Origin of the sequence: Weissella paramesenteroides (assembly GCF_051903945.1) — a bacterium.
Classification (GTDB): Bacteria; Bacillota; Bacilli; order Lactobacillales; family Lactobacillaceae; genus Weissella; species Weissella paramesenteroides_A.
This window is the reverse complement of record NZ_CP192268.1, coordinates 1989394-2010810: the sequence shown is the minus strand read 5'-3', so window position 1 is coordinate 2010810 and position 21417 is coordinate 1989394. Positions and strand designations below refer to the sequence as shown.

Below are 21417 nucleotides of genomic sequence, written 5' to 3'. Positions count from 1 at the left end.
TAATAGCGTATTTTCTGATGGTTTGCCAATTTGACAATGCTTGTTGTTTCAGTGTAGTATAACAGTGCAACACTGAAAGGAGCCAATATGGAATTTAGTTCAAATCAGCCCATATATTTACAAGTAGCAACTTGGTTGGAACAACAGATTCTTGAAGGAAAATACCAAATTGGTCATAAAATTCCAGGTGTCCGTGATTTAGCAGTTAATTTAATTGTTAGCACACGCACAGTGCAGAATGCCGTTAATCAGTTAGTTACACGCGGGTTGATTGTAACGAAACGAGGACAGGGTAATTTTGTGACTGAGGACGCTACTAAGATTGACATGATTAAATCAAACAAGAAAATGCATGTCACACAAGAGTATATTAATGAGATAATGCACGTTGCACAAGTACAAGAAATACCAGGCTTAATTGCAAGTGCCATTAAAGAGTATGAGGATGAACGGACGAGGAGGGATAATGTTACAGGTTAATAATTTGCACTATACAAAAAGCCGACACGTCATTCTACGTGGTTTGAGCTTTAAGATACCATCACACCGCACAGTCGCCTTGTTGGGGGAAAACGGCGTAGGTAAAACAACTTTAATGCGCTTAATTGCTGGTCTGATTGAGCCTAATCCCCATTCAGATATTATGATTGATGGTAAGATGGGAGCGAAGATTAAAGCCAAGTTATCATATGTATCAACACTAGACTGGGCAAATAATTATGATCGTGTCAGTGATATCGTGGATTATTTTAAGATGGGATATCCTGATTTTAATGAGCAGCGAATGGAAGAATTGATTAAGTTCATGCGGATCGATCGTACAAAACGTATTGCAAAGTTATCGACAGGAACCATTGAAAAGTTACTCATTGCGCTGACTATTTCACGTGATACATCCGTTTATTTATTAGACGAACCCTTTGGTGGTGTTGATGTTTTAGCACGAAAAAAAATTATGCAGTCATTATTACACTGGTTGCCTGAAGAAGCAACCGTCCTTGTTTCAACTCATTACATCCAGGAGATTGAAAGTCTTGTGGATGATGCAATTATTTTGAAGGATGGTCGTCTATTAGCTTATGAGTCGGTTGAACAGATTCGTAAGGAAGAAGGTTTATCATTGGAGCAGTACTATACACAACTGTATATCGAAGATAATGGAGGACGTGAATAATGTTAACAAACACACGACTCTTTAAAATTTTTGCTAAGGATTCCTTGAACCGTGCGATGTTTATCATGGGAATTGGCGCGATTGTTGGGATTTTCATTTTTATTTGGCAATTATTACCATTTGTGTCACATGCGGAGATTTCTGGAACGATTGAGCCAACTTCATTTAAAGATCGGTTGGTTGTTTATGAAGGAGCACTAGTAATTTGTATTAATTTAATTCTTGGTGTGCGAACGTTTGTTTCTGCCGCAAAATCTTGGAATAAGTCAAAATATATTTTATTACCAGCACGGGTCGAGCAATTAGTTATTTGGAACCTCATTGCACGCTTTGTGGTTGGTGTATTTGCGGTGCTTATTACCAGTATTGCCTTTTTGGGGCTTGAATGGTTTTTAAACTCTTCCTATCATGACGCTATTGTGGATGTATTAACCACTATTCCGTTGTCTCAAATTGGTATTGCATTTGATGCGACGATAGCACTGTATTTATTTGTTAATTTAGCCGTGGTTACTAATAATTGGTTGATGGGATTCGTCAGTGATAAGTGGCAACAACGAGTTAAAGTATTAGGATTGATTACGATGATTTTTGTAATGGGGTACGCTGTATCTTGGATACCAGATAATTGGATATCAGATATTATTGTTGATATTGTCATGCTGGTTCTCATTTGGTATTTGTTACGCTATCATAATGAAGCTAAGTAGTATGAAGTAATTGTTAAATAAGAATAAGGTCGCCAATCCTAGTCGATTGGCGACCTTATTTATTTAGTGGCTGACTTTAATATTATTGAGCTTGTGTGCTAAATGACCGAAAACATGGTGATCAGCGTAACCAACGAACATGCCTTGGAAGAAAAATGAAAATAGTGTACCAATATTAATAGCAACTAATTCACCTGAAAATGCCCAAACAATCATTGAAATCAGCATAGGGAATGAGAAGTTAATGATTTGTGAAATGGCAGCATTTCCTTTAAAAAACATAAATCGTGTCAAATTAGTTAAATCGTCAATTGGGTGCAGAATGAATTGTAGGCGTTGCGTGATTGATACACCGAAACCAATAAAAATGACCCCAATAAAATCAATGATTGTTCGCCAAGCAATCGGTAGAGTTCCCACACCAAGTGCGGTTAGACGTGTTGACACAATACCAATAATGCTACTAAAGGCAACAACGAAAATAATGTTACCAATGACGTGAGGCCAGTCGATGTTTCGTTGCAAGATACAAACTAAGGTTGCTGCAAAAACACCATAGAAGAATAAAAATACACTAATTGAAGTGCCTGTGAGATTAGCAAGATTAGCTGCGGATGCTGTCCATGGGGCTGATCCCATGTTAGCGGCAACCGTAATACCGTTTCCAAATGTATTGAAAAGTAATCCTGCTAGAAAATAGATGACGATTTCATGTGAAGATAATCGTCGCAGTTGCCCATGTTCGTTATACATAAAAATACCTCTAGAATAAATAACCTTCGTGTTCATTCTAACAAACTTTTGACAAAGTGATTGATGAGTTTTTCTGATTTGCGTTTGAATCAAAATAAATAGACGTTTTAAAAATTATTTGACAATCAAAATGGGGAATGTTAGTATGAGAAAAATTAAAAATAAATGAGACTATGAAAAGAAGAGTAGCTATAAACTAGTAGACAGAGAAGTTCAATTGGTGAGATGGACGATACACGTGTGAGTAGTGAAGATGAACTTAGAGTCAGAATATCGGTCGGTTGGCTGATACTTTCGGAGTGGTACACGTTAAAAATACCGAGTTTACTTGAATAGTGAACTTAATGAGCCTATTAGTGTGAACGAATAGGAAAAAACAGGTGGTAACACGAAACCTTCGCCCTGTACTTTTTAAATAGTACAGGGTGAAGGTTTTTTTATTTGTCGGATAAAGGAGGTGTGATGTTTTTATGACCGTATATTTAAGAAATGGGTTATCCAAAAAAATGCATAGTGAAGTGCCAAGACAAACGTTGGAAATAGGCATTATTAATTTAATGCCAAACAGGCAAGAGACAGAAGAACAATTTATTAGTTTACTCAGTCAGAATGAACAAAATGTTGCGCTATCCTTTTTTTATCCTGAAACACATCAATTTAGATATAGTTCGGCGGTTGCTGTTAAAAGTCATTATGAAACATTGACGAATGGATTGAAACAGAAAATGGATGGCTGGATAGTTACTGGAGCACCAGTAGAAAAATTGCCATTTGAGATGGTGGATTACTGGCACGAGCTACAAGCAGTTATCACGAGTTTTAGTGAGCAAAAAATTCCTGTCATCTATGAATGTTGGGCAGCTCAGGCAGCATTATATCAGCAGTATGGTTTTCAAAAGGTACTGCGGGCACGCAAACTTAGTGGTATTTTTGCAGCGGATACCATACTTAGTAAGTCGCATTTAATTTATGGCTTTGGTGCTGGAGGGCTTTTTCGAATGCCGCAGTCACGCCACACTGATCTTGTTTTGCCACAAGCAGGGTTGCCAAATGAACTTGAGGTGATAGCTTCAGCACCAGAAGTTGGACCAATGGTTTTGGCAGACCAATTGACTAATGCAGTGTTTGTGACAGGGCATCCGGAGTACACGCAATATACTTTAGATCGGGAGTATCAGCGTGATTATCAGCGTGGTTTAGTAGTTGATCCACCACACAATTACTATTTAAATGACTCCAAAGAACAGGTCAACTATTCTTGGCTTACCGCTAGCCGTCAATTTTATCGGAATTGGGTAGGGCAAGTTGTGCAAAAGAAAGTCGTGAAAAATTTATGACAGAAGAAAATCAAAACCTACACTTTGAAACATTACAGGTTCATGCGGGACAGACGGTTGATGAAACGGGATCACGGGCAGTACCAATTTACCAAACAACGTCATATGTATTTAAAGATCCTGAACAAGCAGCGGGTCGATTTGGGCTGACTGAGCCAGGCAATATTTATACCCGTTTAACGAATCCGACAACTGATGTAGTTGATAAGCGAGTTGCTGCCTTAGAAAATGGTACGGCAGGCGTGACTTTGGCAACGGGAGCTGCTGCAATTACAGCAGCTATTCTTAATATTGCCGGTGAAGGCGATGAAATCGTTGCGGCTAGTACATTGTATGGCGGAACATACGATTTATTTAATGTCACGTTGCCAAAGTTGGGTATTAAGACGCACTTTGTTGATCCAGATGATCCAAAAAACTTTGGGGATGCGATTAATGAACATACAAAGGCTGTCTATATTGAAAGCATTGGTAATCCAGGAATCAATCTAATTGATTTTGAAGCGGTAGCAGAAGTTGCGCATGAAAACGGGGTACTACTACTAGTTGATAATACTTTCGGTACACCTTATTTAGTTCGTCCATTAGAGCATGGCGCTGATATTGTGATTCATTCAGCAACAAAATTTATTGGTGGGCATGGTACGACGATGGGCGGTGTCATTGTTGAAGATGGTAAATTTGATTATCGTAAGAGTGGTCGTTATCCAGGCTTTACCGAGCCCAACGATCAATATGATGGCCTGGTCTTTGCTGATTTAGCACCAGCTGCCTTTACAACTAAAGTACGTGCCGAATCATTGCGTGACTTAGGAGCAACGATTTCGCCGTTTAATTCTTTCCTGCTGCTTCAAGGATTGGAATCGTTATCATTGCGCGTTGAACGACATGTTGCTAACACAAAAAAGATTGTTGAATTTTTGAGTCATCATGACAAGGTTGCTTGGATCAATTATCCAGGATTGCCAGGTAATAAGTACCATGCACTAGCTGAAAAATACTTTCCAAATGGTGTGACATCAATTTTTACACTTGGACTTAAGGGTGGTGAAGCAGCTGGTAAAGAACTGATCAAGAATTTGAAACTATTTTCATTGCTAGCTAATGTAGCCGATGCGAAATCATTGATCATTCATCCTGCATCAACGACCCATGCACAATTAAGTGAAGAAGAGTTGGCGGCAACAGGGACAACACCTGATTTAATTCGTGTATCCGTTGGTGTTGAAAATGTTGATGATTTGATTGCCGACCTCCAGCAAGCGCTGGATAAGCTTGATTGAGCACAGGATAGTTGACGCTTTGACTGATTGTTCGGATAATAACACTTAAAGTTCGTTTTGTAAGCCTATTCATGCGTTATTTTACGAAAAAAATAAGATATTCTTTGATTTTTTACGGTTAAATATAATACAATAGGGTGGTTGTTTTAAAATTGAATTTTTTATTAAGGGGTCTGATCTACATGTTTGAGCGTTACTTCAAGCTGTCTGAGTCAGGAACTTCTGTTAAAACTGAGTTACTAGCAGGTTTAACAACTTTCCTATCAATGGCTTATATTTTATTCGTTAACCCTTCAGTACTTGGTGCAACGGGCATGGACAAAAATGCTGTCTTTGTTGCAACAGGTCTAATTGCTGCTATTGCAACCATCTTTATGGGTGTTGTTGCAAAGTATCCATTTGCAATTGCTCCTGGACTTGGTATCAATGCCTTCTTCGCTTACAGTGTTGTTATTGGCATGGGCGTAAAATGGCAAACAGCTTTAGCTGGTGTCTTTGTTGCTGGTGTTATTTTCTGGCTATTGACCGTTTTCAAAATTCGTGAAACGATCATTAATGCGATTCCAGCGGACTTAAAGGCTGCCATTGCTGGTGGTATTGGACTTTTCATTGCCATGATTGGATTGGTTGATGGTGGTTTGATTGCCGCAAATAAATCAACGATTATTGGTTGGGGTGATTGGAGTGATCCTAAAGTCTTGCTAACGATTGCTGGTGTGTTAATTACTTTTGCATTGTATGCACGTAAGGTCCCAGGTGCAATCTTTATTGGGATGGTTGCAACATCAATTATTGGATTGGTAACCGGCTTAATTCCATTACCTTCATCAATTGTTTCTGGTATACCAAGTTTGGCACCAACTTTTGGACAAGCTATTTTTGGCTTACAAGATGTATTTACTTGGCAAATGATACCGGTTATTCTAACCTTCTTGCTAGTTGCATTCTTTGATACGGCTGGTTCATTGATTGGAATTGCCCGTTCTGGTGGATTCTTGGTAAATAATGAATTGCCACGTGCCGGTAAAGCGTTGATGGCTGATGCCATTGGTATGTTGGGTGGTTCACTTTTGGGAACATCACCAACAACGGCTTATGTTGAATCATCAACAGGTATTGCTGTTGGTGGTCGTACAGGATTGACATCATTCTTTACAGGAATTTTCTTGTTGTTGTCACTATTCTTTTCACCATTGCTAGTCGTTGTGACATCTAATGTGACTGCACCAGCATTGATTATTGTTGGAATTTTGATGGCTAGCAATTTGTCAGCAATTGATTGGAATGACTTCCCAGTTGCTGCAGCATCATTCCTAACGATTTTGGGTATGCCATTGTCATATTCAATTTCTGATGGTATCGCCTTAGGATTTATTGTTTATCCATTGTTGATGCTAGTGACAGGACGTGGTAAGAAAGTTCATCCTATCATGTATGCCTTAGGATTGATTTTCATTATATTTGTTTACATCTTACAAACAAATGGTTAATAGTTTCACGTGAAACAAAAGCGTCAAAACGAAGTTCTTTATCTTCGTTTTGACGCTTTTTTATTGTAAAATTATGCAATATACTAAGTATCAATTTAATACCAATGACAATTTTTGAAAGGAAAATCGATGATTACCATTAACACAGATTATACCGATACAACGCTTAATGTGCCACTTGGTGATGGTCAAATTGTCTTGACTAATAAAGTGCCAAATCCTAGTGCCAATGTTGTGACATTGTACCTTAAAAATGAGCAATTACTCAGTATTGATCAGGTGCCAAATAATGTAATGGCTACGTGAGCAGTAGTCATTACACCGCCAACAAGTTTAGCAGCTAACAAATTAGCATTATATATTGATGAGCTTGCCGTTGCAGCTAAGCTAAAGCTAGAATCATCAATGGCTGACCATTTGACAGACAATCAGCACGAAACCGTCAAGGCATACTGGACCGAAGTTTCGCCACTACTAGCATTACTAGGTATTACAGTGGCTAAAAAGAAGAGAATGCCTGCTAAGCCGCAACACCGTTTCAAGTCTGCTATTACCGAGGTGCCTTTCAATACTGATTTTGTTGGGACTAAGGCAACCATCTACTGGCAAAAACGTAATGAAATGCGTTTAGTAGCTGGTGCTAAAATGTTAGCAGATGCACCGTTGAAAGCTGATGGTAGCTTAGGAGTAGATGCACGTTTTGCGAAACAAATACGTGCAGAACACGCTGATGCGTTTGACCCCGAGACGCTCATTACAACCAAAGATATTATACTGAAAAGTGTCAACGAAATCGGGTTGTTTTTGTATTTTGGTGGCACTAATTCATGGTTGGTATTTAAGGACCCAGATGATCGAACGATTCATGATTGGACGGTTGTGCAATCACGTCAAGAATAGTGATATTTAAAATGAAAGTGTGACAATCGTCTTCAAATGGTCTTTTGTCACACTCTTTTTTCTAATTAAGCTCGTGTTCGCTGGTATTACCATCAATAATGGTCAACATATCCTTCATAGAAATTTCAACCATATTGCGAATGGCATTATCTGTATAGAAACCAATGTGTGGCGTGATAATGGCATTTGGTAATTCTAAAATGGTTTTCAAATAGTCGTTTTCGAATGGTGTTTCTGAGAAATCACCACTAAATATGTTCGCTTCACCTTCAATCGTGTCCAAACCGGCGGCAGTGATCTCATGCTTTTTTAAAGCAGCAATTAAAGCGGGGGTATCTACCACAGCGCCACGTGAAGCATTAATAAAAATGGCGCTAGATTTCATCTGTCTAAACACTGATTCATTAAATAGGTGGTAAGTACTCTTTAATAATGGCGTATGGGTGGTAATAATATCAGCTTCTTTATAGACGGTCTCATGGTCAACGTATTTTAGAACACTGTTGAGTTCTGGTCGATGAACGGGATCAGCGGCAATGACAGTTGCACCCAGAGCTTTGAAAATACGGGCCACCTCACTACCTATTTTTCCGGCACCAATAATACCGACCGTTAAATCATGAATTTCACGCGCCTGCAAGCCATCCCATGTAAAATTGTAGGCATGCATTCGAGGCTGAGCAACATTTAAATGACGCAGCAGCCACATAACCTGTGTTAAGACCATTTCAGATACAGAACGAGGTGAATAAGCTGGCACATTGGTAACTTTTAAATGGTACTGAGTGGCTAAGTCTAAATCAATCGTATCGTAACCAGTAATACGTAAAGTGATTTGTTTAATACCAAATTCATGTAGCTTTTGATAGACAGTTGGGTCATCGATTAGATTATCTTGTTCAGTAGAAATGCCATCATATCCCTTAGCCAAATCAACGGTATCAGGATTCAAAGTAACTTTATTAGAATGAACTTCAACATCAGGATGTGTTTTTACCCATTCCTTGATAACGGCTGCTTCATCGTCCATGATGTTGTATAGTAAAACCTTCTTCATTAAACATCCCCCTTAGTTTTATTAAACCCTGATTTAAAATGATAGTTTTGAAAAAGCCTGAACTGCTTTTTCAAGAGTAGCCATGTCCTGTGTGACCGCAATACGAATGTATCCTTTACCAGCATCACCGAATGCTTGACCAGGGATAACTAACACACCAGCTTGTTCAAGTAGGTAATTACTGAATTTAACATCATCCATGCCAGTGGCAGAAATATCGGCAAAAAGATAGATGCTACCAGCAACTGGCAAGATATTTAACCAAGGTAATTTGTTCAACTCAGTTGCCACGTATTCTAAACGCTCACCAAATTGTGCTTTGAGTGCTGGTGTAATTTCGTCAATGTGTTGTAGTCCATAAGCACCAGCGGCCTGAGAAACGCTTGGTGCAGAAAAATCAATTCCTTCATTTAGCAGTCCAGCCGCAGCTACGACATCTGCAGGGCCAATTAAATAACCAATTCTAAAGCCGGTCATTGCGAATACTTTTGACAAAGATCCAGTTACTAAGGTATGTTCTGGTGCAAGTGCCTCTAAGGGAATGAAATCATTGTCTTCATAAACAAAAGGCCAATAAACTTCGTCAGCGAGTAGGTAGATGTCATGTTCTTTTGCTAAGTCGGCTAGTGCTTGTAGCGTCTCTTGATCATAAACAGCACCAGTTGGATTATTTGGCGTATTAACTAAAATCGCTTTCGTTTTGTCGGTAATAGCGGCCGCAATGTCAGCTTTAGTTGGGTGGAAGTTATTTTCGGCCGTGCAGTTTACAACGACAACTTTCCCATGGTGGGCTTCAATTTGTACTTCATAAGGTGAGAAGTAAGGCGCAAAGATAATAACCTCATCATCTGGGTTTAAAATGGCACCAAAAGCTAAGAAAGTCGCATGGCCAGCACCAACAGTTGCACGAACATTTTCTTTGGCATAAGTTAGGTTAAATTTTTTTTGATAAAAATTAATGATCGATTCAAGATATTCTGGATCGCCATCACTAGCAGTGTAATGTGTTTTTCCAGCAGCTAAAGCTTCTTCAGCAGCATTTAGAATTGGCTCAGGGGTCGTCATATCTGGGTCACCAATAGATAGATTGATGACATTGGTCATTAATGCTGCGTTCTTACCAATGTCAGACATAATATTAGGCGTTGGGTTTTGAAATAAGTTTGAAAGGCTACGTGTCATGTGAAATCCCCCATGAATTCTCATTTTATTTTAATAGTATTATACATGGTTTTGTAGAGTTGTGCAGATTAAATTGAAAAATATACAGAAAAATGTATTTTAATACATGTAATAATGATACAACTCGTAAGATATGAGTGAGCTTTGAACCATTAGCAAGACTTTTTATCAGAGAACGCTTGGACTGGCAAATGGTGTATATTTCACCCACCGAATATTGTTCATATTTCATTCATATTTTTTTCAAATGCGTTTTGTTTGTAAGCGCTTTCCACAAGTGTTACCCTGACGTTGTTAAGGATATTTTAATGAAAGGACGTGTTTATGGTGAAACGTAGTGGACTAGTAAGAACGGCGGTAGCAGGTTTAACTGTATGCTTAGGGACAGGTGTCACTCAGGTTATTTCAAGTGAAACAGCTTTTGCAGCGGATACAGATAATAGTAAAGTTGAAAAGTTTGATAAGTATAAGGGACATCAAGTATACGAATATACAATTCAGAATAAATCTGGATTGAAAGTATCGGTTTTAAGTCAAGGTGGGACACTGCATGGTATTTACGTACCTAAAGGGGCTAATGACAAACGTAATATTTTAATGTCATTTAAGCATACGAAGCAATATTATGATAAGAATGCCGCTTCGCTTTATGTGGGGCAGCAGATTGGTCCAGTTGGTAATCGGATTCGTAATGGTAAATTTAAGCTGGACGGCAAGACAGTCTCGGTTCCAACTAATGAGAATGGTAATACCTTGCATAGCGGTAATCATGGATTTAATTCTGTGCGTTGGAAAGGTGAAGTTGGTACTTATGAAGGCAATCCAGCGATTACTTTGCGCCATACTTTTAGTTCAAAGTACACGGGTTTCCCTGGTGATATTCAAGCAACAACTAGGTATGTTGTGACTGATAATAATCAGGTTAAAGTTCTAATGAGTGCCAAAAGTACGAAGGATACAGTTTTTGATCCGACAATTCACGCTTACTTTAACGTAGGCCAAGAGAAGACAATTCAAAACCAGGAATTGACAATGAATTCAGCGCAACGTTTGCAGTTAAATAAAGAAAAAGTACCAACTGGTAAGTTACTGGCAAATACTGGTGCATATGATTTTTCTAAGTCTAAGCCACTTAAAGAGCATCTTGATCCGTTAATGAAGACCAAGGAGCAGGGATTTGATACGATGTTTAAAGTCAGCCAGGGTGATAATGATCAAATTGCTAAATTATCTGATCCTAAGACTGGTCGTTCAGTAACTTTCTTGTCGCAGCGTAATGCCCTTGTTGTTTATTCCGGTAATGCAATTGATAAGAAACTGCAGTTTGAATCTGGTCCTGGACGACAACATGCTGCAATCGCACTTGAACCACAGACCCTTCCGGATGCGGTCAATCATCCCAGTTTTGGGGACGTTTCACTTAAAGCAGGTGAAACCAAGACAAAGGAGATTACTTACCAAGTTGACTATTAAAGAGACTCAGTATTAGTCACTATTGAGACAAATAGAGGAACAGTTAGTCATCATAAACTGAAAAGGGCCCCAATCTAGTAAATTGGGGCCCTAAATGTGTTCTAAAAGGCTGAATGTCTTATTTAAAATGGATTTAATCTTAAGAGTTAACGACAAATTTTGCTGATTGACCATCATCTACTAACACGACGTTTTCAGCGACAATTTTAGCCATCGCATCACGAGCTTCCACAGTGGCATTACCAACGTGTGGTGTTAGAATAACATTTTGTAGTATTTTAAAGCCATCATCAACTTCAGGCTCTCTTTCGTAGACGTCTAGTGCTGCGCCAGCAATTTCACCATCTTTAAGAGCCTTTAATAGAGCAGCTTCGTCAATAATTGGACCACGTCCAACATTGATAATGTTTGCTGTAGACTTCATTGCTTTAAAGGTAGCCTCGTTGAATTGATGATAATTTTCATCAGTTTGCGGTGCGTTGATTGAGATAAAATCGCTCGTTGCAATTAATTCATCAAATGGTCGATAAGTGACTTTCATTGAACGTTCTTCCGGATCAGACAAAGGCGTACGCTTATAATATTGCACGTGCATTCCCAAAGCGTTTGCTTTACGAGCAACATCACTACCGATGTTACCAAGACCAACAATTCCCAGTGTCTTACCAGCTATTTCATGTCCTAAGAAGAATAATGGTGCCCAGCCAAGGAATCCATCACGGTGCATTTTGTAGTTTCCTTCAACGATGCGATGACTCAATGCAAGCATTAGTCCAATGGTTACTTCAGCAACAGCGTTCGTTGAGACAGCTGGCGTATTTGTTACTGGAATACCTTTTTCTTTGGCATAAGCAGTATCAATGTTATTGAAACCAGCCCCAAAATTAGCGATTAATTTTAATTTGGGTGCTGCATCAATAATTTCGCGATCTACCTTGGTTGATAGTGGTGTGATTAAGAAGTCAATATCACGGACGTTTTCAAGCAATGTTTCATGTGAAACTAAACCTTCACTATCGTAAATAGAAACATCAAACCCATGATCAATTAATATTTTTGTAGCCAATGCAGGTAATTCTGCTGACAGATATACCTTACTCATGATGTATCTCCTTTTCTTTTTGGTAACGCTTTCATTATCTCGCGAATAACGTTAGAATTCAATTAAGTCGTAAGAAATAGAGGTTGTGACAAAAGAAAATGTCCCAACCTCTTCTAACTAAAAATACATTAATTATGAGCGTGTCAGTTTGATATCATAAACGTGTTCCAAAAGTCTGAATCCTTGCTGTAATAACAATTAGGTGATTTTGGATCTCCACTCTGCTACGAACCAAAACTACTTAATTATCGTTACAATCAGCTTCAAACCAACTTTTGTCTCGCTCGCCTAAAATAACTTAGCGACTAAGCTTATTTAGTACATCCAGTACAGGCTGAAAAGCGGTTAAGGTATGGTAACGATCACCAATTAGGACGCCATCATAGCCAATAGCATTTGCGATGGGAGAACCAGCTTCATCCATATGACCACCTAGAATTAATTGATATGAAATTTCCGGATAGTTAGTTTTCATAAATTTTCGAATAGCATCGTGAATATCACGGATTTCATCGATAGAATAAAGTGCACGACCCATTTCGGTTGAAGCCAGTGATTCATAAGCAATGATAATTGGCCTTGTGATTGGCTCATCTTTTAGTAAAATTCCTAATTCTTCAACAACCATGTCAATATTGCTATACTGACCGACTGATAGAATCGGTGTGATGTTATTTTCTAAAGCATTTTCAAGACGCTTTCGAACAATCAGCAAACCTTCGTTCAATGACTTACGACGTTCCAAATGACCAATAAAGCTTGTTGTTATACCTAATGATTGTAAAACACTGGGCGAAATCTCACCGACTGTGCGTTGTTTAATGGTTAAATTTTGACTGACAACTTCAAAATTGTCATAAGTGTTTGGTACTGGTAGAGTTGGTGCAATCTTTAAGTCAACGTCAACAGTTGCCTGACTGAGATCAGCTAAAAATTGTTTTTGTTGTTCAAAATCAACTAAATTTTTGAAATTTAAAACTGCTAGCATAGGATAATACCTCCATATGGAATGATTGCCTTTATATGACTTAGTATAACATGCTGTTGATAGGTCATTTACAATAAGAACATTTAGTTTTTTATTGTTAGTTGCACTGTTGGGATACTACGTACAGGAAGTGATATAGATTTTTTTGAAATTTTTAGGTAAAATATTTTCTTAAATGATAGGGTGAGAAAAATGGTTGAATGGATATTTAATTCTCAATCATACTACCTGTTAAAGGTTGAATTAACATCATAATTTTAACCTAAGAATAATTTATGAGTCCAAATTAGTTTGGCGGCAGTCTTGGGGGATGACATGAAGACACGCTACATACGGTTATTAATAAAAATATTATCAGTTATTATGCTCGTACTACTCGGTTGGCTAGTCGTCCATTTGTATCGAATTGGTGTGTTTAATGACACTGATTCATTGATTAAACTACTGAAGAAATATGGTATCTGGGCACCAATTTTGTTTGTTTTTGTCCAAATTGTGCAGGTAGTTATTCCAATACTACCAGGGGGAGTCTCATTAGCAGCGGGTGTCGTTATGTTTGGCCCTTGGCTAGGGTTTTTGTATAATTACATTGGCATTGTATTAGGTTCCATGATTCTATTCTGGATGGGACGTCGTTATGGTAGACGTGTTATTGATATCTTTGTCAGTGAAGATACACTGAATAAGTATATGGATCGGTTAGACTCTAAAGGGTGGCATTGGACCTTTGCCTTGCTGATTTTCTCACCAGTTGCACCAGATGATGCATTGGTACTATTAACAAGTTTGACAAAGATGACGTGGCGTGAATTTACGATAATTATATTGGCTGGTAAACCCTTGTCTATTTTCATTTATAGTTTGGGGATGTTATACGGTGCAGACTGGTTATTAAAAATTCTCGGACATTGAAAAAAGCGAAAGTTCCATGTGGAACTTTCGCTTTTTCTGTAACAATAGAGAATGACGTTATTATTTCTCTTTGCGTTTTAGCAAACTTGATAGGTAAATTAATACAAGTGCAACAGCACCAATTGAAATTAATACCGTAAAGTCAGTTGTTGAAGTTACTGAAGATCCATGGATGTATAGGTTGTTTGTGAACCAATCCATCGTAAATGTTAGTGGTGTCCAACTGTAGATACCGTTCAAGAATAATGGTGATAGCATTTCCTTTGGATATGAAATAACACCCATAGATAGTAACATAACCAAAATTAATACTGGCCATCCTGCAAATCCAGCCCAATTCAAAATGCAAGTTTGAATGAGATAGAAGATAAAGATGTTAAATGTCACGATAAGTAGGAAACTACCAGTATCTGGTACAGGTACATCAAATAATACATGGGCAAAGAAGTAAATTGATAGACTAGCAACAATTGACATGACAATACCGGTAATCATTTGACTGTTAATAATACCCAAACTGAAACGACCATTTTCAGCTCGCTTCTTGTGTTCGCGCCATAACATAATTGAACTGATTAGGGCACTTAACCAAGAAAGAACAACAAGTAGCATTGGTGCCATACCACTAACACTCTTGTTAGGAAGTTTATTCTTAGTTTGTGTTGTTACCTTAATTGGTGTATTGATTACTTGCCATTGAGCAGCTGATAGGGTGACATTGTTCTCTGTTAGTACACCTTGCATTTTTTGTGCCATACCTTGGCTCAAAGCGTTAGCAATCTTAGGTAATGCTGTGGTTACAGCACTTGCTGCTTGTGCGCTCATTCCTTGATTAGTAATGACACGAATCTTTGCTTGAGTTGGCAATGTTTGTGTCATTGTTTTTGCGGCTTGAACCTGTGCCTTTAATTGTGCATTTGCTGCAATTGCTTGCTCAGATACATTCTTAGTCTTTGATTGGATGACAAGACCTTTTAGATAACGTTGTTGGCTGGTTAAGCTTTTATCAAAATCCTTGTCAATAACAAGCGCACCATAGTACTTTTTGTCAGTAAAGCCTTGCTTTAGACTAGACTCCTTTTTGACATTAATTAACTTAAGTTGTGCATCTGAATCAGAGAACTTGTCCTCAAGTTGACTGATAATTTTTTTACTTTGTTGATCACCAGATGCATTAACAACAGCAATTGGTAATTGTTTAAGTTCTACAGAGTTACGAGCACCGATTTGTGCGAATGAAAAAATTGCTAAAACTGCAAAAATGGCAACTGCGTAAAGCCAGAACATCTTGCTTGAAATAACTTTCCACATAGAAATTAACCTCTCTCCTATTTATTTATAAAACAACATGTTGTATTATATGACTTGGATAAAGAAAAATATGCAACAACTTATGGCACTTTGTTGCAAAGAGGGAAAAATTTTGAAACAAATAAATAGAACAACTCAAACAAAACTAAATATTGTTAGGGCTTTTATGGAAATTTTGAAACAGAAACCAGCATTTCAAATCAAAGTTTCAGATATTACACGCCAAGCAAATATTGATCGAGGGACGTTTTATCGTTATTTTGAAAGTAAAAATGCTTTAATTGAGGACTGTGAAGAGGAAATTTTAAATAAAATATATTTGGCTCGTGAAAACATTTTGCATCAGGTTGTTTCAGTGCAAGAATTTAGAGACAATCCCAATATTATTGGCCCAATATTAACAACGGTTGAAGAGAACTTAGAAATGATAGATACGTTATTGAATCGTTTGGGTGATAATCATTTTTCTAAAAAGTTTAAAACCTTTTTAGCCGATGAAGGGCTGGACACTATTAATAAATATGCTAGCAATAAGCAGATGTTTTCGGAGAAACATCGAAAACTATTTGCAACTAGCGCAAGTTCTGCCATTATTGGATTAATTGGTATATGGAGTAGTAGACCAAATGATTTTACACGGAAAGATATTGAAGAAGTCATTAGTATTATTTCCACTAAAGGTATTTGGGGAATTGTATAAAAATAAGGTCGATACTGAAAAATTTTTCAGTATCGACCTTATTTTTTATTCTTTAACAGTATCGTTTAGTTTTTTAGCTTGATAGTAATCTGGGAAAATTTGAGCACTTTTGACACCCCAATAATAGAAAATTAATGAGACAACAATAATGACAACAAAATCCCATGGATAGCTGATCCAACCGGCACCATTAAATTCATGGCTACCAGCATATGAAATTAATGAAATAAAGATAAGGTAGACGATCAACCATAGGGCGGATTTGAAAGCCTTCCAGGTATCATTATTTTTAGCCTTATATTCATAGTAGAAATATATCGGCAAACCTAGCAAAATTACTAAAATAACTTCAATCGTGGTTGGCCACATTGACCAGTAGATTGCTAATGATGCTAGCACAAAAGCAACTGGTGCCATGAATGATAGCATTTTTAATTTAACCGGGCGTTTAAAGTTAGGTGCGGTATGCCGGAAAGCGACTGCAGTAACTGGACCTGTTAAATAGGCAATCAAAGTGGAAGCACAGATAACAGTTGCTAATGTTGACCATGATCGGAATACCGAAACCATAATCATACTGATAACTAGATTTGTTAACATTGCAGCGCGAGGCATATAGAATTTAGAACTTAGTTTCCCTAAAAACTTTGGCATGTGCTTATTGCTTTCCATGGCGAAAAGTACACGTCCAGTAGAGGCAGCAAATGAGACTCCCGTTCCAACAGGTGAGATAAAGGCATCAAGATAAAGTAAGACAGATAACCAATGAATACCGAGTAATATTGCTAAGTCGGCAAATGGTGAGCTGAAGTTGATGCCGTGCCAACCATGTTGTGCTAAGGTTGAGGGATCAATTGCCATAATGTAGGCACTTTGAATCAGAATATAGATAATACCACTAATTAGTAGTGATAGGAAAATACCACGACTAATATTTTTCTTGGTATTCTTAATTTCACTTCCCATATTGATTACTGTTTGGAAGGCATTAAATGAAAAGATAATACCTGCCGTTGCAGTTGCTGAGAAGATTGGTGCAGAGCCATAAGGCATAAATTCATGTAATGAATGACCATAGTTACCAGGATGGAAACTTGATAAAGTTAACATGATAACGGTAATTGTTGGCACACCAATTTTGAAAAGTGAAATAAAATTCGTAAAGCGCGTTAGCAAGGTAACTGACCAGAAGTTGATGAGTGTAAATACTAGCATAAAGCCAAATACCAGTAGTAACCCTGGTGTTGTAATCGCACCATTGCTAAAAAATTGTTGGGTCCAATTGGCCCATGCCCACGGCCATGAGCTCATGTATTGCACTGCGGCAACAGCTTCAATCGGGATCAAAGTAATTAATGATACCCAATTGGACCAAGATGCAATAAAACCTAATAAAGGTCCATGCGAATATTGTGCGTAACGACTCATGCCTCCAGCTTCTGGAAACATGGCCCCCAACTCAATGTAATTATAGGCAATCGCAGCGATAACAAGACCACCGATTACCCATGAAATAATTGCAGCGGGCCCTGCTACACGGGTGGCCTCCCAAGACCCGAACAACCAACCTGAACCAATTAATGATCCTAGTGTTAGCATGATGAGCTGGAATAAGCCAATTTTTGTTGTTTTGTCGGACTTCATAGTTCCTCCTTTTGACAATAGCAACTATTGTAACAAACTTATGGAATAATACCAAATCAGAGTGATTTTTCTGCGATAAAACGAATTTATTGGATATAATAAGTATGTTTTTTGATTTTAAAAACACTGAAAGCGCTTATATTTCAGGTAAGTGATGGTTGTAACGAATTGTTGATTATTATAGATAAATAGTAATTTTATTGTAAAGATTATTACAGATTAAACGCTAACTTAAAAGATTCTTATTGTGTTTTTGTTCGTTACATAACGAATTATATGAAAGATATTGCAAAAACACATCCGCTTTTAAATTAAAAAGTAAAAAAATAAGTGTTTTTAGCATGTATTATGTTACAGGAGTTTTGTTGCGTATTGGACGAGTTTTTTCGATAATATACTTGCATCTTTATTATTTTGCGAATCAACTAAGGGAGATAGGTATGATTTTTAAAAGGCATCATGATAATACTGAAGTGACAACTGCTAAGCTTGCTGTTTTATTGATTCCAGCAATGACGATATCGGCAGGACTTACTTCTTTAATGGCAGCTAAATCGTATGAAATTATTCGATTAGCGAATGCCTGTGGTAAAGCTATTGAGGAAGAGAAATAAGCACATGGTTAATCGTATTTTTACGTACTTAAAGAGTGACGTGATGTTTACTGTTAGCATGTTGCTAGCGGTTGCTACGTCCTTTTTTGTGGTACCAGACTTAGGTGCTGTTAACTGGCACACTATTTTCAGTTTAATGACAATGATGATTTGGGTTAGCTTGTTAGAAAATGCAGGTGTTTTACATGCTGTATCGGTCTGGTTAGTTAGTCGAAGCCATCATGCACGGGCGTTAATGACTAGTGTGACATTGTTGTCATTCTTTGGTGCAATGTTATTATCCAATGATATTGCTATTTTAACGTTAATGCCGATTTATTTACGATTAGCATCTGGGCTATCAACGCAATTAAAAATTATTGGCTCAACCTTGATTATTATGGCTGCTAATTCTGGCGCTATTTTATTTCCATTTGGTAAATCACAAAATTTATATTTATTTGGTCACTACGGAGTGAGTGTTGGTGAGTTTTTCACTTGGTCTGCCTCATTGACAGTAGTATCACTTATTTTAATGATTATCATTACGCGTTTTATTAAAATGGAGCCACTGGCAATTGATTTAAAACCAGCTGAACATGTTGAAAATCGCCAATTAGTTTTCTTGATTTGTACAGGTGTTGTTTTGATTGCAACAATTTTTGGCTGGCTACCATTTAATGTTGTGGTACCACTTATTTTGATCATCTTCTTTATCTATAATCGCAAAATATTTAAAATGGTTGATTATGGTTTACTAGCAACATTCTTGTTCTTCTTTGTTGCAACAAATAATTTAGCCAATATACATATGGTACAGACGCTTGTTAGCTCACTATTTGATACACCAGCGCATGTGTTGTTCGGTAGTTTTGCTTTAAGTCAAATTATCTCTAACGTACCGTCAACAATTTTAATTTCAACATTTACGGATCATGCCCATGAATTATTCTTAGGTACTAATATTGGTGGACTAGGAACCATGATTGCCTCAATGGCCAATTTAATTGGGTTCCGTGTGTATCGTCAAATTGAACCAGATTCATCATCAACTTTTTTGAAACTGTTCATGGTGTTAAACTTCGTTATGGCAGCCGTTTTGTTGGTTTCATTTGGTTTGTAATTAATATATTTTTAGTTGTAGAGGTTGGAACAAAACATGTTCCAACCTTTTTTGCTAAAAAAGGTATTAAATAATCATTAAAACACTTATAATGAAGTGGAGATTTTAGCTTTTATCGTGAGTCGGAGAAGAATATGCCTAAAAAATTAGACGAGCCAGATATTGAAGCTTTAGCAAAGAAACCTATATTTGAGAAGGTTGCCGATGGAGATTGGTATCAATATGGAAAGGAACCCCAATTACAAGCCATTGTTAAATCAAGTACGCAAGCAATTCAAAAATTGAATAAAATTGCGACAGCTGATTTTGATGAGGCGCTAAAACAATTACATGAATTAGTACCCCATATGGCTGATGATGTGGAAGTTTATTTCCCAATTACTAATATTGAGTACCCTGACAATTTATTTATTGACCAAGGAACATTTATTAATTTGAATTTTACCATTTTGAGTGCTGGTAAAATTACCATTGGTAAGAACTGTTTCTTAAGACCTAATACGCAGTTATACACACCAAATCATCATCCAAATAACAAGGAGCTACGTCGTGAAGGTTGGCAATATGATTTGTCAATCACGATTGGTGATGACTGTTGGTTTGGTGGATCGGTGATTGTTTTGCCAGGAGTTACGATTGGTGATAATGTCGTTGTTGGAGCTGGCAGTGTGGTTACCCATGATATACCAAGTAATACCGTTGTTGCTGGGAATCCGGCACATATTATTCGCCACGTATAAATAAAAAAGCTGAGAAGTATTGATGATTTGGTAAAAACCAGCATCTACTTCTCAGTTTTTTTATATAAAATCTTGACCATTGAAGTCAGTTTTATCTGCTGCCGTAATTTCTCGTAATACATGGCAAGGGTTACCAACAGCGATAACATTGCTTGGAATATCATGAGTTACAACGCTACCTGCACCAATGATGACGTCATCCCCAATTGTGACACCAGGTAACACAGTCACGTTTGCTGCTAACCAACACCGATTACCAATTGTAATTGGTTTGGCAATACAACCGCCAAGTTCGCGTTCACGGGCATCAAATGAATGATTGCTGGTATAGAGCCCAACTTTAGGACCGAATAAGACACGATCACCAATGGTAACTTTAGCGCCATCTAGAATGACTGTATCATAATTTGCATAAAAGTAATTACCAACATGAATATTACGCCCGAATTCACAACGAAAATTTGGATTCAGATCTGGTGCAATACCAGCACTACCAAATAGATTGCGAATGAGAGTCTCTTTCTTTGCCATATCTTGCTCATTATTGATGGCAGTTGTTAACTTTGTTGATTGTTTTCTGGCAGACACTAATATTGGATCTAAATCATTATAAGTTTGACCCGTAGCCATATAGGCAAATTTTTCATCTAAGTTCATTTATTTTCCCCCTCAAGTCATTAATATCAGGATATCATAAAAAAGAAAATTGTTTGCAAGGGTTGACACAATCCCAAACATTAGAGTATGGTTAGAATATTATTAAAGCCAGGAGCTGATATTCATGAAATTACGTCGTGCATCACAATTGAATAGTTGGAACTATAACTTTCGTTTCTATTAGATAGTGTTTGCATCTAGTTATTAGCAGGTGCAGACATGTCACACATGTTTGTACCTGTGGGAAATGAAAGCTATTTGGCTTGAGTTAAAAGACCCTGCAGGTTT

22 protein-coding genes are annotated in these 21417 nt (G+C 37.5%); 14 read left to right on the top strand and 8 right to left on the bottom strand.

The annotated features are described in order from the left end of the window. Positions 1–87 precede the first annotated feature (87 nt). From ACQ4QH_RS09970 to ACQ4QH_RS09960, 3 genes are read left to right on the top strand one after another with little or no spacing between them, the layout of a single operon-like run. On the top strand, positions 88–480 hold the full coding sequence (locus ACQ4QH_RS09970; RefSeq protein WP_251939300.1) for a GntR family transcriptional regulator: 393 nt from the start codon (positions 88–90) through the stop codon (positions 478–480). Continuing rightward, positions 467–1174, top strand: a complete 708-nt coding sequence (locus tag ACQ4QH_RS09965) for an ATP-binding cassette domain-containing protein (RefSeq protein ID WP_251939297.1) — start codon at positions 467–469, stop codon at positions 1172–1174. The genes ACQ4QH_RS09970 and ACQ4QH_RS09965 overlap by 14 nt, the downstream gene beginning before the upstream one ends. Next, positions 1174–1884, top strand: a complete 711-nt coding sequence (locus tag ACQ4QH_RS09960) for a hypothetical protein (RefSeq protein ID WP_439818752.1) — start codon at positions 1174–1176, stop codon at positions 1882–1884. Before ACQ4QH_RS09965 ends, ACQ4QH_RS09960 begins: the two co-directional genes overlap by 1 nt. A gap of 63 nt (positions 1885–1947) precedes the next feature. Here the strand turns inward: ACQ4QH_RS09960 and ACQ4QH_RS09955 are convergent, their stop codons facing one another. Beyond that, entirely contained in the window at positions 1948–2637 is a 690-nt protein-coding gene (locus tag ACQ4QH_RS09955; protein WP_439818751.1) for a hypothetical protein, read from the bottom strand. A 470-nt stretch (positions 2638–3107) separates the two neighbouring features. Here ACQ4QH_RS09955 and ACQ4QH_RS09950 point away from each other — a divergent pair, with 470 nt between their 5' ends. The 5 genes from ACQ4QH_RS09950 (at position 3108) to ACQ4QH_RS09930 (ending at position 7647) form a co-directional block, all read left to right on the top strand. Further along, positions 3108–3974 carry a homoserine O-acetyltransferase/O-succinyltransferase family protein gene (locus ACQ4QH_RS09950; RefSeq protein ID WP_439818750.1) on the top strand — a complete coding sequence of 289 codons (867 nt, stop codon included), beginning with the start codon at positions 3108–3110 and terminating at the stop codon, positions 3972–3974. Continuing rightward, complete coding sequence (locus ACQ4QH_RS09945) at positions 3971–5257, top strand: O-acetylhomoserine aminocarboxypropyltransferase/cysteine synthase family protein (RefSeq protein ID WP_439818749.1); 1287 nt, start codon at positions 3971–3973, stop codon at positions 5255–5257. Before ACQ4QH_RS09950 ends, ACQ4QH_RS09945 begins: the two co-directional genes overlap by 4 nt. Positions 5258–5439: 182 nt before the next feature. Next, positions 5440–6747, top strand: a complete 1308-nt coding sequence (locus tag ACQ4QH_RS09940) for an NCS2 family permease (protein ID WP_251939283.1) — start codon at positions 5440–5442, stop codon at positions 6745–6747. A 129-nt stretch (positions 6748–6876) separates the two neighbouring features. Further along, on the top strand, positions 6877–7053 hold the full coding sequence (locus ACQ4QH_RS09935) for a hypothetical protein (RefSeq protein WP_439818748.1): 177 nt from the start codon (positions 6877–6879) through the stop codon (positions 7051–7053). 99 nt (positions 7054–7152) lie between these two features. Next, entirely contained in the window at positions 7153–7647 is a 495-nt protein-coding gene (locus ACQ4QH_RS09930) for a hypothetical protein (RefSeq protein ID WP_439818747.1), read from the top strand. A 61-nt stretch (positions 7648–7708) separates the two neighbouring features. Here ACQ4QH_RS09930 and ACQ4QH_RS09925 read toward each other — a convergent pair whose 3' ends face one another. Both ACQ4QH_RS09925 and ACQ4QH_RS09920 read right to left on the bottom strand, forming a co-directional pair. Then, entirely contained in the window at positions 7709–8704 is a 996-nt protein-coding gene (locus ACQ4QH_RS09925) for a D-2-hydroxyacid dehydrogenase (RefSeq protein WP_439818746.1), read from the bottom strand. Between the two features lie 33 nt (positions 8705–8737). Continuing rightward, positions 8738–9886: an aminotransferase class I/II-fold pyridoxal phosphate-dependent enzyme gene (locus ACQ4QH_RS09920; protein WP_439818745.1), complete on the bottom strand. Its 1149-nt coding sequence runs from the start codon at positions 9884–9886 to the stop codon at positions 8738–8740. Between the two features lie 324 nt (positions 9887–10210). Here ACQ4QH_RS09920 and ACQ4QH_RS09915 point away from each other — a divergent pair, with 324 nt between their 5' ends. Next, complete coding sequence (locus ACQ4QH_RS09915) at positions 10211–11359, top strand: aldose epimerase family protein (protein WP_439818744.1); 1149 nt, start codon at positions 10211–10213, stop codon at positions 11357–11359. A gap of 139 nt (positions 11360–11498) precedes the next feature. Here the strand turns inward: ACQ4QH_RS09915 and ACQ4QH_RS09910 are convergent, their stop codons facing one another. Further along, the gene (locus ACQ4QH_RS09910; RefSeq protein ID WP_439818743.1) at positions 11499–12461 is read right to left on the bottom strand and encodes a 2-hydroxyacid dehydrogenase family protein; all 963 of its coding nucleotides are present in this window, start codon (positions 12459–12461) and stop codon (positions 11499–11501) included. A 298-nt stretch (positions 12462–12759) separates the two neighbouring features. Beyond that, a complete protein-coding gene (locus ACQ4QH_RS09905; protein ID WP_439818742.1) occupies positions 12760–13449 on the bottom strand; it encodes a triose-phosphate isomerase in 690 nt (229 codons plus the stop codon). Between the two features lie 315 nt (positions 13450–13764). Between ACQ4QH_RS09905 and ACQ4QH_RS09900 the strand changes: the two genes are divergently transcribed. Beyond that, entirely contained in the window at positions 13765–14361 is a 597-nt protein-coding gene (locus ACQ4QH_RS09900; protein ID WP_439818741.1) for a TVP38/TMEM64 family protein, read from the top strand. Between the two features lie 60 nt (positions 14362–14421). On the opposite strand, the gene ACQ4QH_RS09895 is transcribed toward ACQ4QH_RS09900, so the two are convergent. Next, on the bottom strand, positions 14422–15672 hold the full coding sequence (locus ACQ4QH_RS09895) for an ABC transporter permease (RefSeq protein ID WP_439818740.1): 1251 nt from the start codon (positions 15670–15672) through the stop codon (positions 14422–14424). Between the two features lie 70 nt (positions 15673–15742). On the opposite strand from ACQ4QH_RS09895, the gene ACQ4QH_RS09890 reads away from it, so the two are divergent. Beyond that, positions 15743–16372, top strand: a complete 630-nt coding sequence (locus ACQ4QH_RS09890; RefSeq protein ID WP_439818739.1) for a TetR/AcrR family transcriptional regulator — start codon at positions 15743–15745, stop codon at positions 16370–16372. A gap of 45 nt (positions 16373–16417) precedes the next feature. Here the strand turns inward: ACQ4QH_RS09890 and ACQ4QH_RS09885 are convergent, their stop codons facing one another. Next, positions 16418–18016, bottom strand: coding sequence for an APC family permease (locus ACQ4QH_RS09885; protein WP_439818738.1), 1599 nt, complete (start codon positions 18014–18016; stop codon positions 16418–16420). A gap of 440 nt (positions 18017–18456) precedes the next feature. Here ACQ4QH_RS09885 and ACQ4QH_RS09880 point away from each other — a divergent pair, with 440 nt between their 5' ends. From ACQ4QH_RS09880 to ACQ4QH_RS09870, 3 genes are all read left to right on the top strand, one after another. After that, the gene (locus tag ACQ4QH_RS09880) at positions 18457–18630 is read left to right on the top strand and encodes a hypothetical protein (protein ID WP_439818737.1); all 174 of its coding nucleotides are present in this window, start codon (positions 18457–18459) and stop codon (positions 18628–18630) included. Between the two features lie 4 nt (positions 18631–18634). Continuing rightward, entirely contained in the window at positions 18635–19732 is a 1098-nt protein-coding gene (locus ACQ4QH_RS09875; RefSeq protein WP_439818736.1) for an SLC13 family permease, read from the top strand. A 134-nt stretch (positions 19733–19866) separates the two neighbouring features. Further along, positions 19867–20472, top strand: coding sequence for a sugar O-acetyltransferase (locus ACQ4QH_RS09870; RefSeq protein ID WP_439818735.1), 606 nt, complete (start codon positions 19867–19869; stop codon positions 20470–20472). A 60-nt stretch (positions 20473–20532) separates the two neighbouring features. On the opposite strand, the gene ACQ4QH_RS09865 is transcribed toward ACQ4QH_RS09870, so the two are convergent. Further along, complete coding sequence (locus tag ACQ4QH_RS09865; protein ID WP_439818734.1) at positions 20533–21129, bottom strand: sugar O-acetyltransferase; 597 nt, start codon at positions 21127–21129, stop codon at positions 20533–20535. Between the last annotated feature and the right edge of the window lie 288 nt (positions 21130–21417).

Excerpts from the sequence above, each read along its gene's own strand:
- ACQ4QH_RS09970 (WP_251939300.1), top strand. The coding sequence starts at position 88 with ATGGAATTTAGTTCAAATCAGCCCATATATTTACAAGTAGCAACTTGG.
- ACQ4QH_RS09965 (WP_251939297.1), top strand. The coding sequence starts at position 467 with ATGTTACAGGTTAATAATTTGCACTATACAAAAAGCCGACACGTCATT.
- ACQ4QH_RS09960 (WP_439818752.1), top strand. The coding sequence starts at position 1,174 with ATGTTAACAAACACACGACTCTTTAAAATTTTTGCTAAGGATTCCTTG.
- ACQ4QH_RS09955 (WP_439818751.1), bottom strand. The coding sequence starts at position 2,637 with ATGTATAACGAACATGGGCAACTGCGACGATTATCTTCACATGAAATC.
- ACQ4QH_RS09950 (WP_439818750.1), top strand. The coding sequence starts at position 3,108 with ATGACCGTATATTTAAGAAATGGGTTATCCAAAAAAATGCATAGTGAA.
- ACQ4QH_RS09945 (WP_439818749.1), top strand. The coding sequence starts at position 3,971 with ATGACAGAAGAAAATCAAAACCTACACTTTGAAACATTACAGGTTCAT.
- ACQ4QH_RS09940 (WP_251939283.1), top strand. The coding sequence starts at position 5,440 with ATGTTTGAGCGTTACTTCAAGCTGTCTGAGTCAGGAACTTCTGTTAAA.
- ACQ4QH_RS09935 (WP_439818748.1), top strand. The coding sequence starts at position 6,877 with ATGATTACCATTAACACAGATTATACCGATACAACGCTTAATGTGCCA.
- ACQ4QH_RS09930 (WP_439818747.1), top strand. The coding sequence starts at position 7,153 with ATGGCTGACCATTTGACAGACAATCAGCACGAAACCGTCAAGGCATAC.
- ACQ4QH_RS09925 (WP_439818746.1), bottom strand. The coding sequence starts at position 8,704 with ATGAAGAAGGTTTTACTATACAACATCATGGACGATGAAGCAGCCGTT.
- ACQ4QH_RS09920 (WP_439818745.1), bottom strand. The coding sequence starts at position 9,886 with ATGACACGTAGCCTTTCAAACTTATTTCAAAACCCAACGCCTAATATT.
- ACQ4QH_RS09915 (WP_439818744.1), top strand. The coding sequence starts at position 10,211 with ATGGTGAAACGTAGTGGACTAGTAAGAACGGCGGTAGCAGGTTTAACT.
- ACQ4QH_RS09910 (WP_439818743.1), bottom strand. The coding sequence starts at position 12,461 with ATGAGTAAGGTATATCTGTCAGCAGAATTACCTGCATTGGCTACAAAA.
- ACQ4QH_RS09905 (WP_439818742.1), bottom strand. The coding sequence starts at position 13,449 with ATGCTAGCAGTTTTAAATTTCAAAAATTTAGTTGATTTTGAACAACAA.
- ACQ4QH_RS09900 (WP_439818741.1), top strand. The coding sequence starts at position 13,765 with ATGAAGACACGCTACATACGGTTATTAATAAAAATATTATCAGTTATT.
- ACQ4QH_RS09895 (WP_439818740.1), bottom strand. The coding sequence starts at position 15,672 with ATGTGGAAAGTTATTTCAAGCAAGATGTTCTGGCTTTACGCAGTTGCC.
- ACQ4QH_RS09890 (WP_439818739.1), top strand. The coding sequence starts at position 15,743 with ATGCAACAACTTATGGCACTTTGTTGCAAAGAGGGAAAAATTTTGAAA.
- ACQ4QH_RS09885 (WP_439818738.1), bottom strand. The coding sequence starts at position 18,016 with ATGAAGTCCGACAAAACAACAAAAATTGGCTTATTCCAGCTCATCATG.
- ACQ4QH_RS09880 (WP_439818737.1), top strand. The coding sequence starts at position 18,457 with ATGATTTTTAAAAGGCATCATGATAATACTGAAGTGACAACTGCTAAG.
- ACQ4QH_RS09875 (WP_439818736.1), top strand. The coding sequence starts at position 18,635 with ATGGTTAATCGTATTTTTACGTACTTAAAGAGTGACGTGATGTTTACT.
- ACQ4QH_RS09870 (WP_439818735.1), top strand. The coding sequence starts at position 19,867 with ATGCCTAAAAAATTAGACGAGCCAGATATTGAAGCTTTAGCAAAGAAA.
- ACQ4QH_RS09865 (WP_439818734.1), bottom strand. The coding sequence starts at position 21,129 with ATGAACTTAGATGAAAAATTTGCCTATATGGCTACGGGTCAAACTTAT.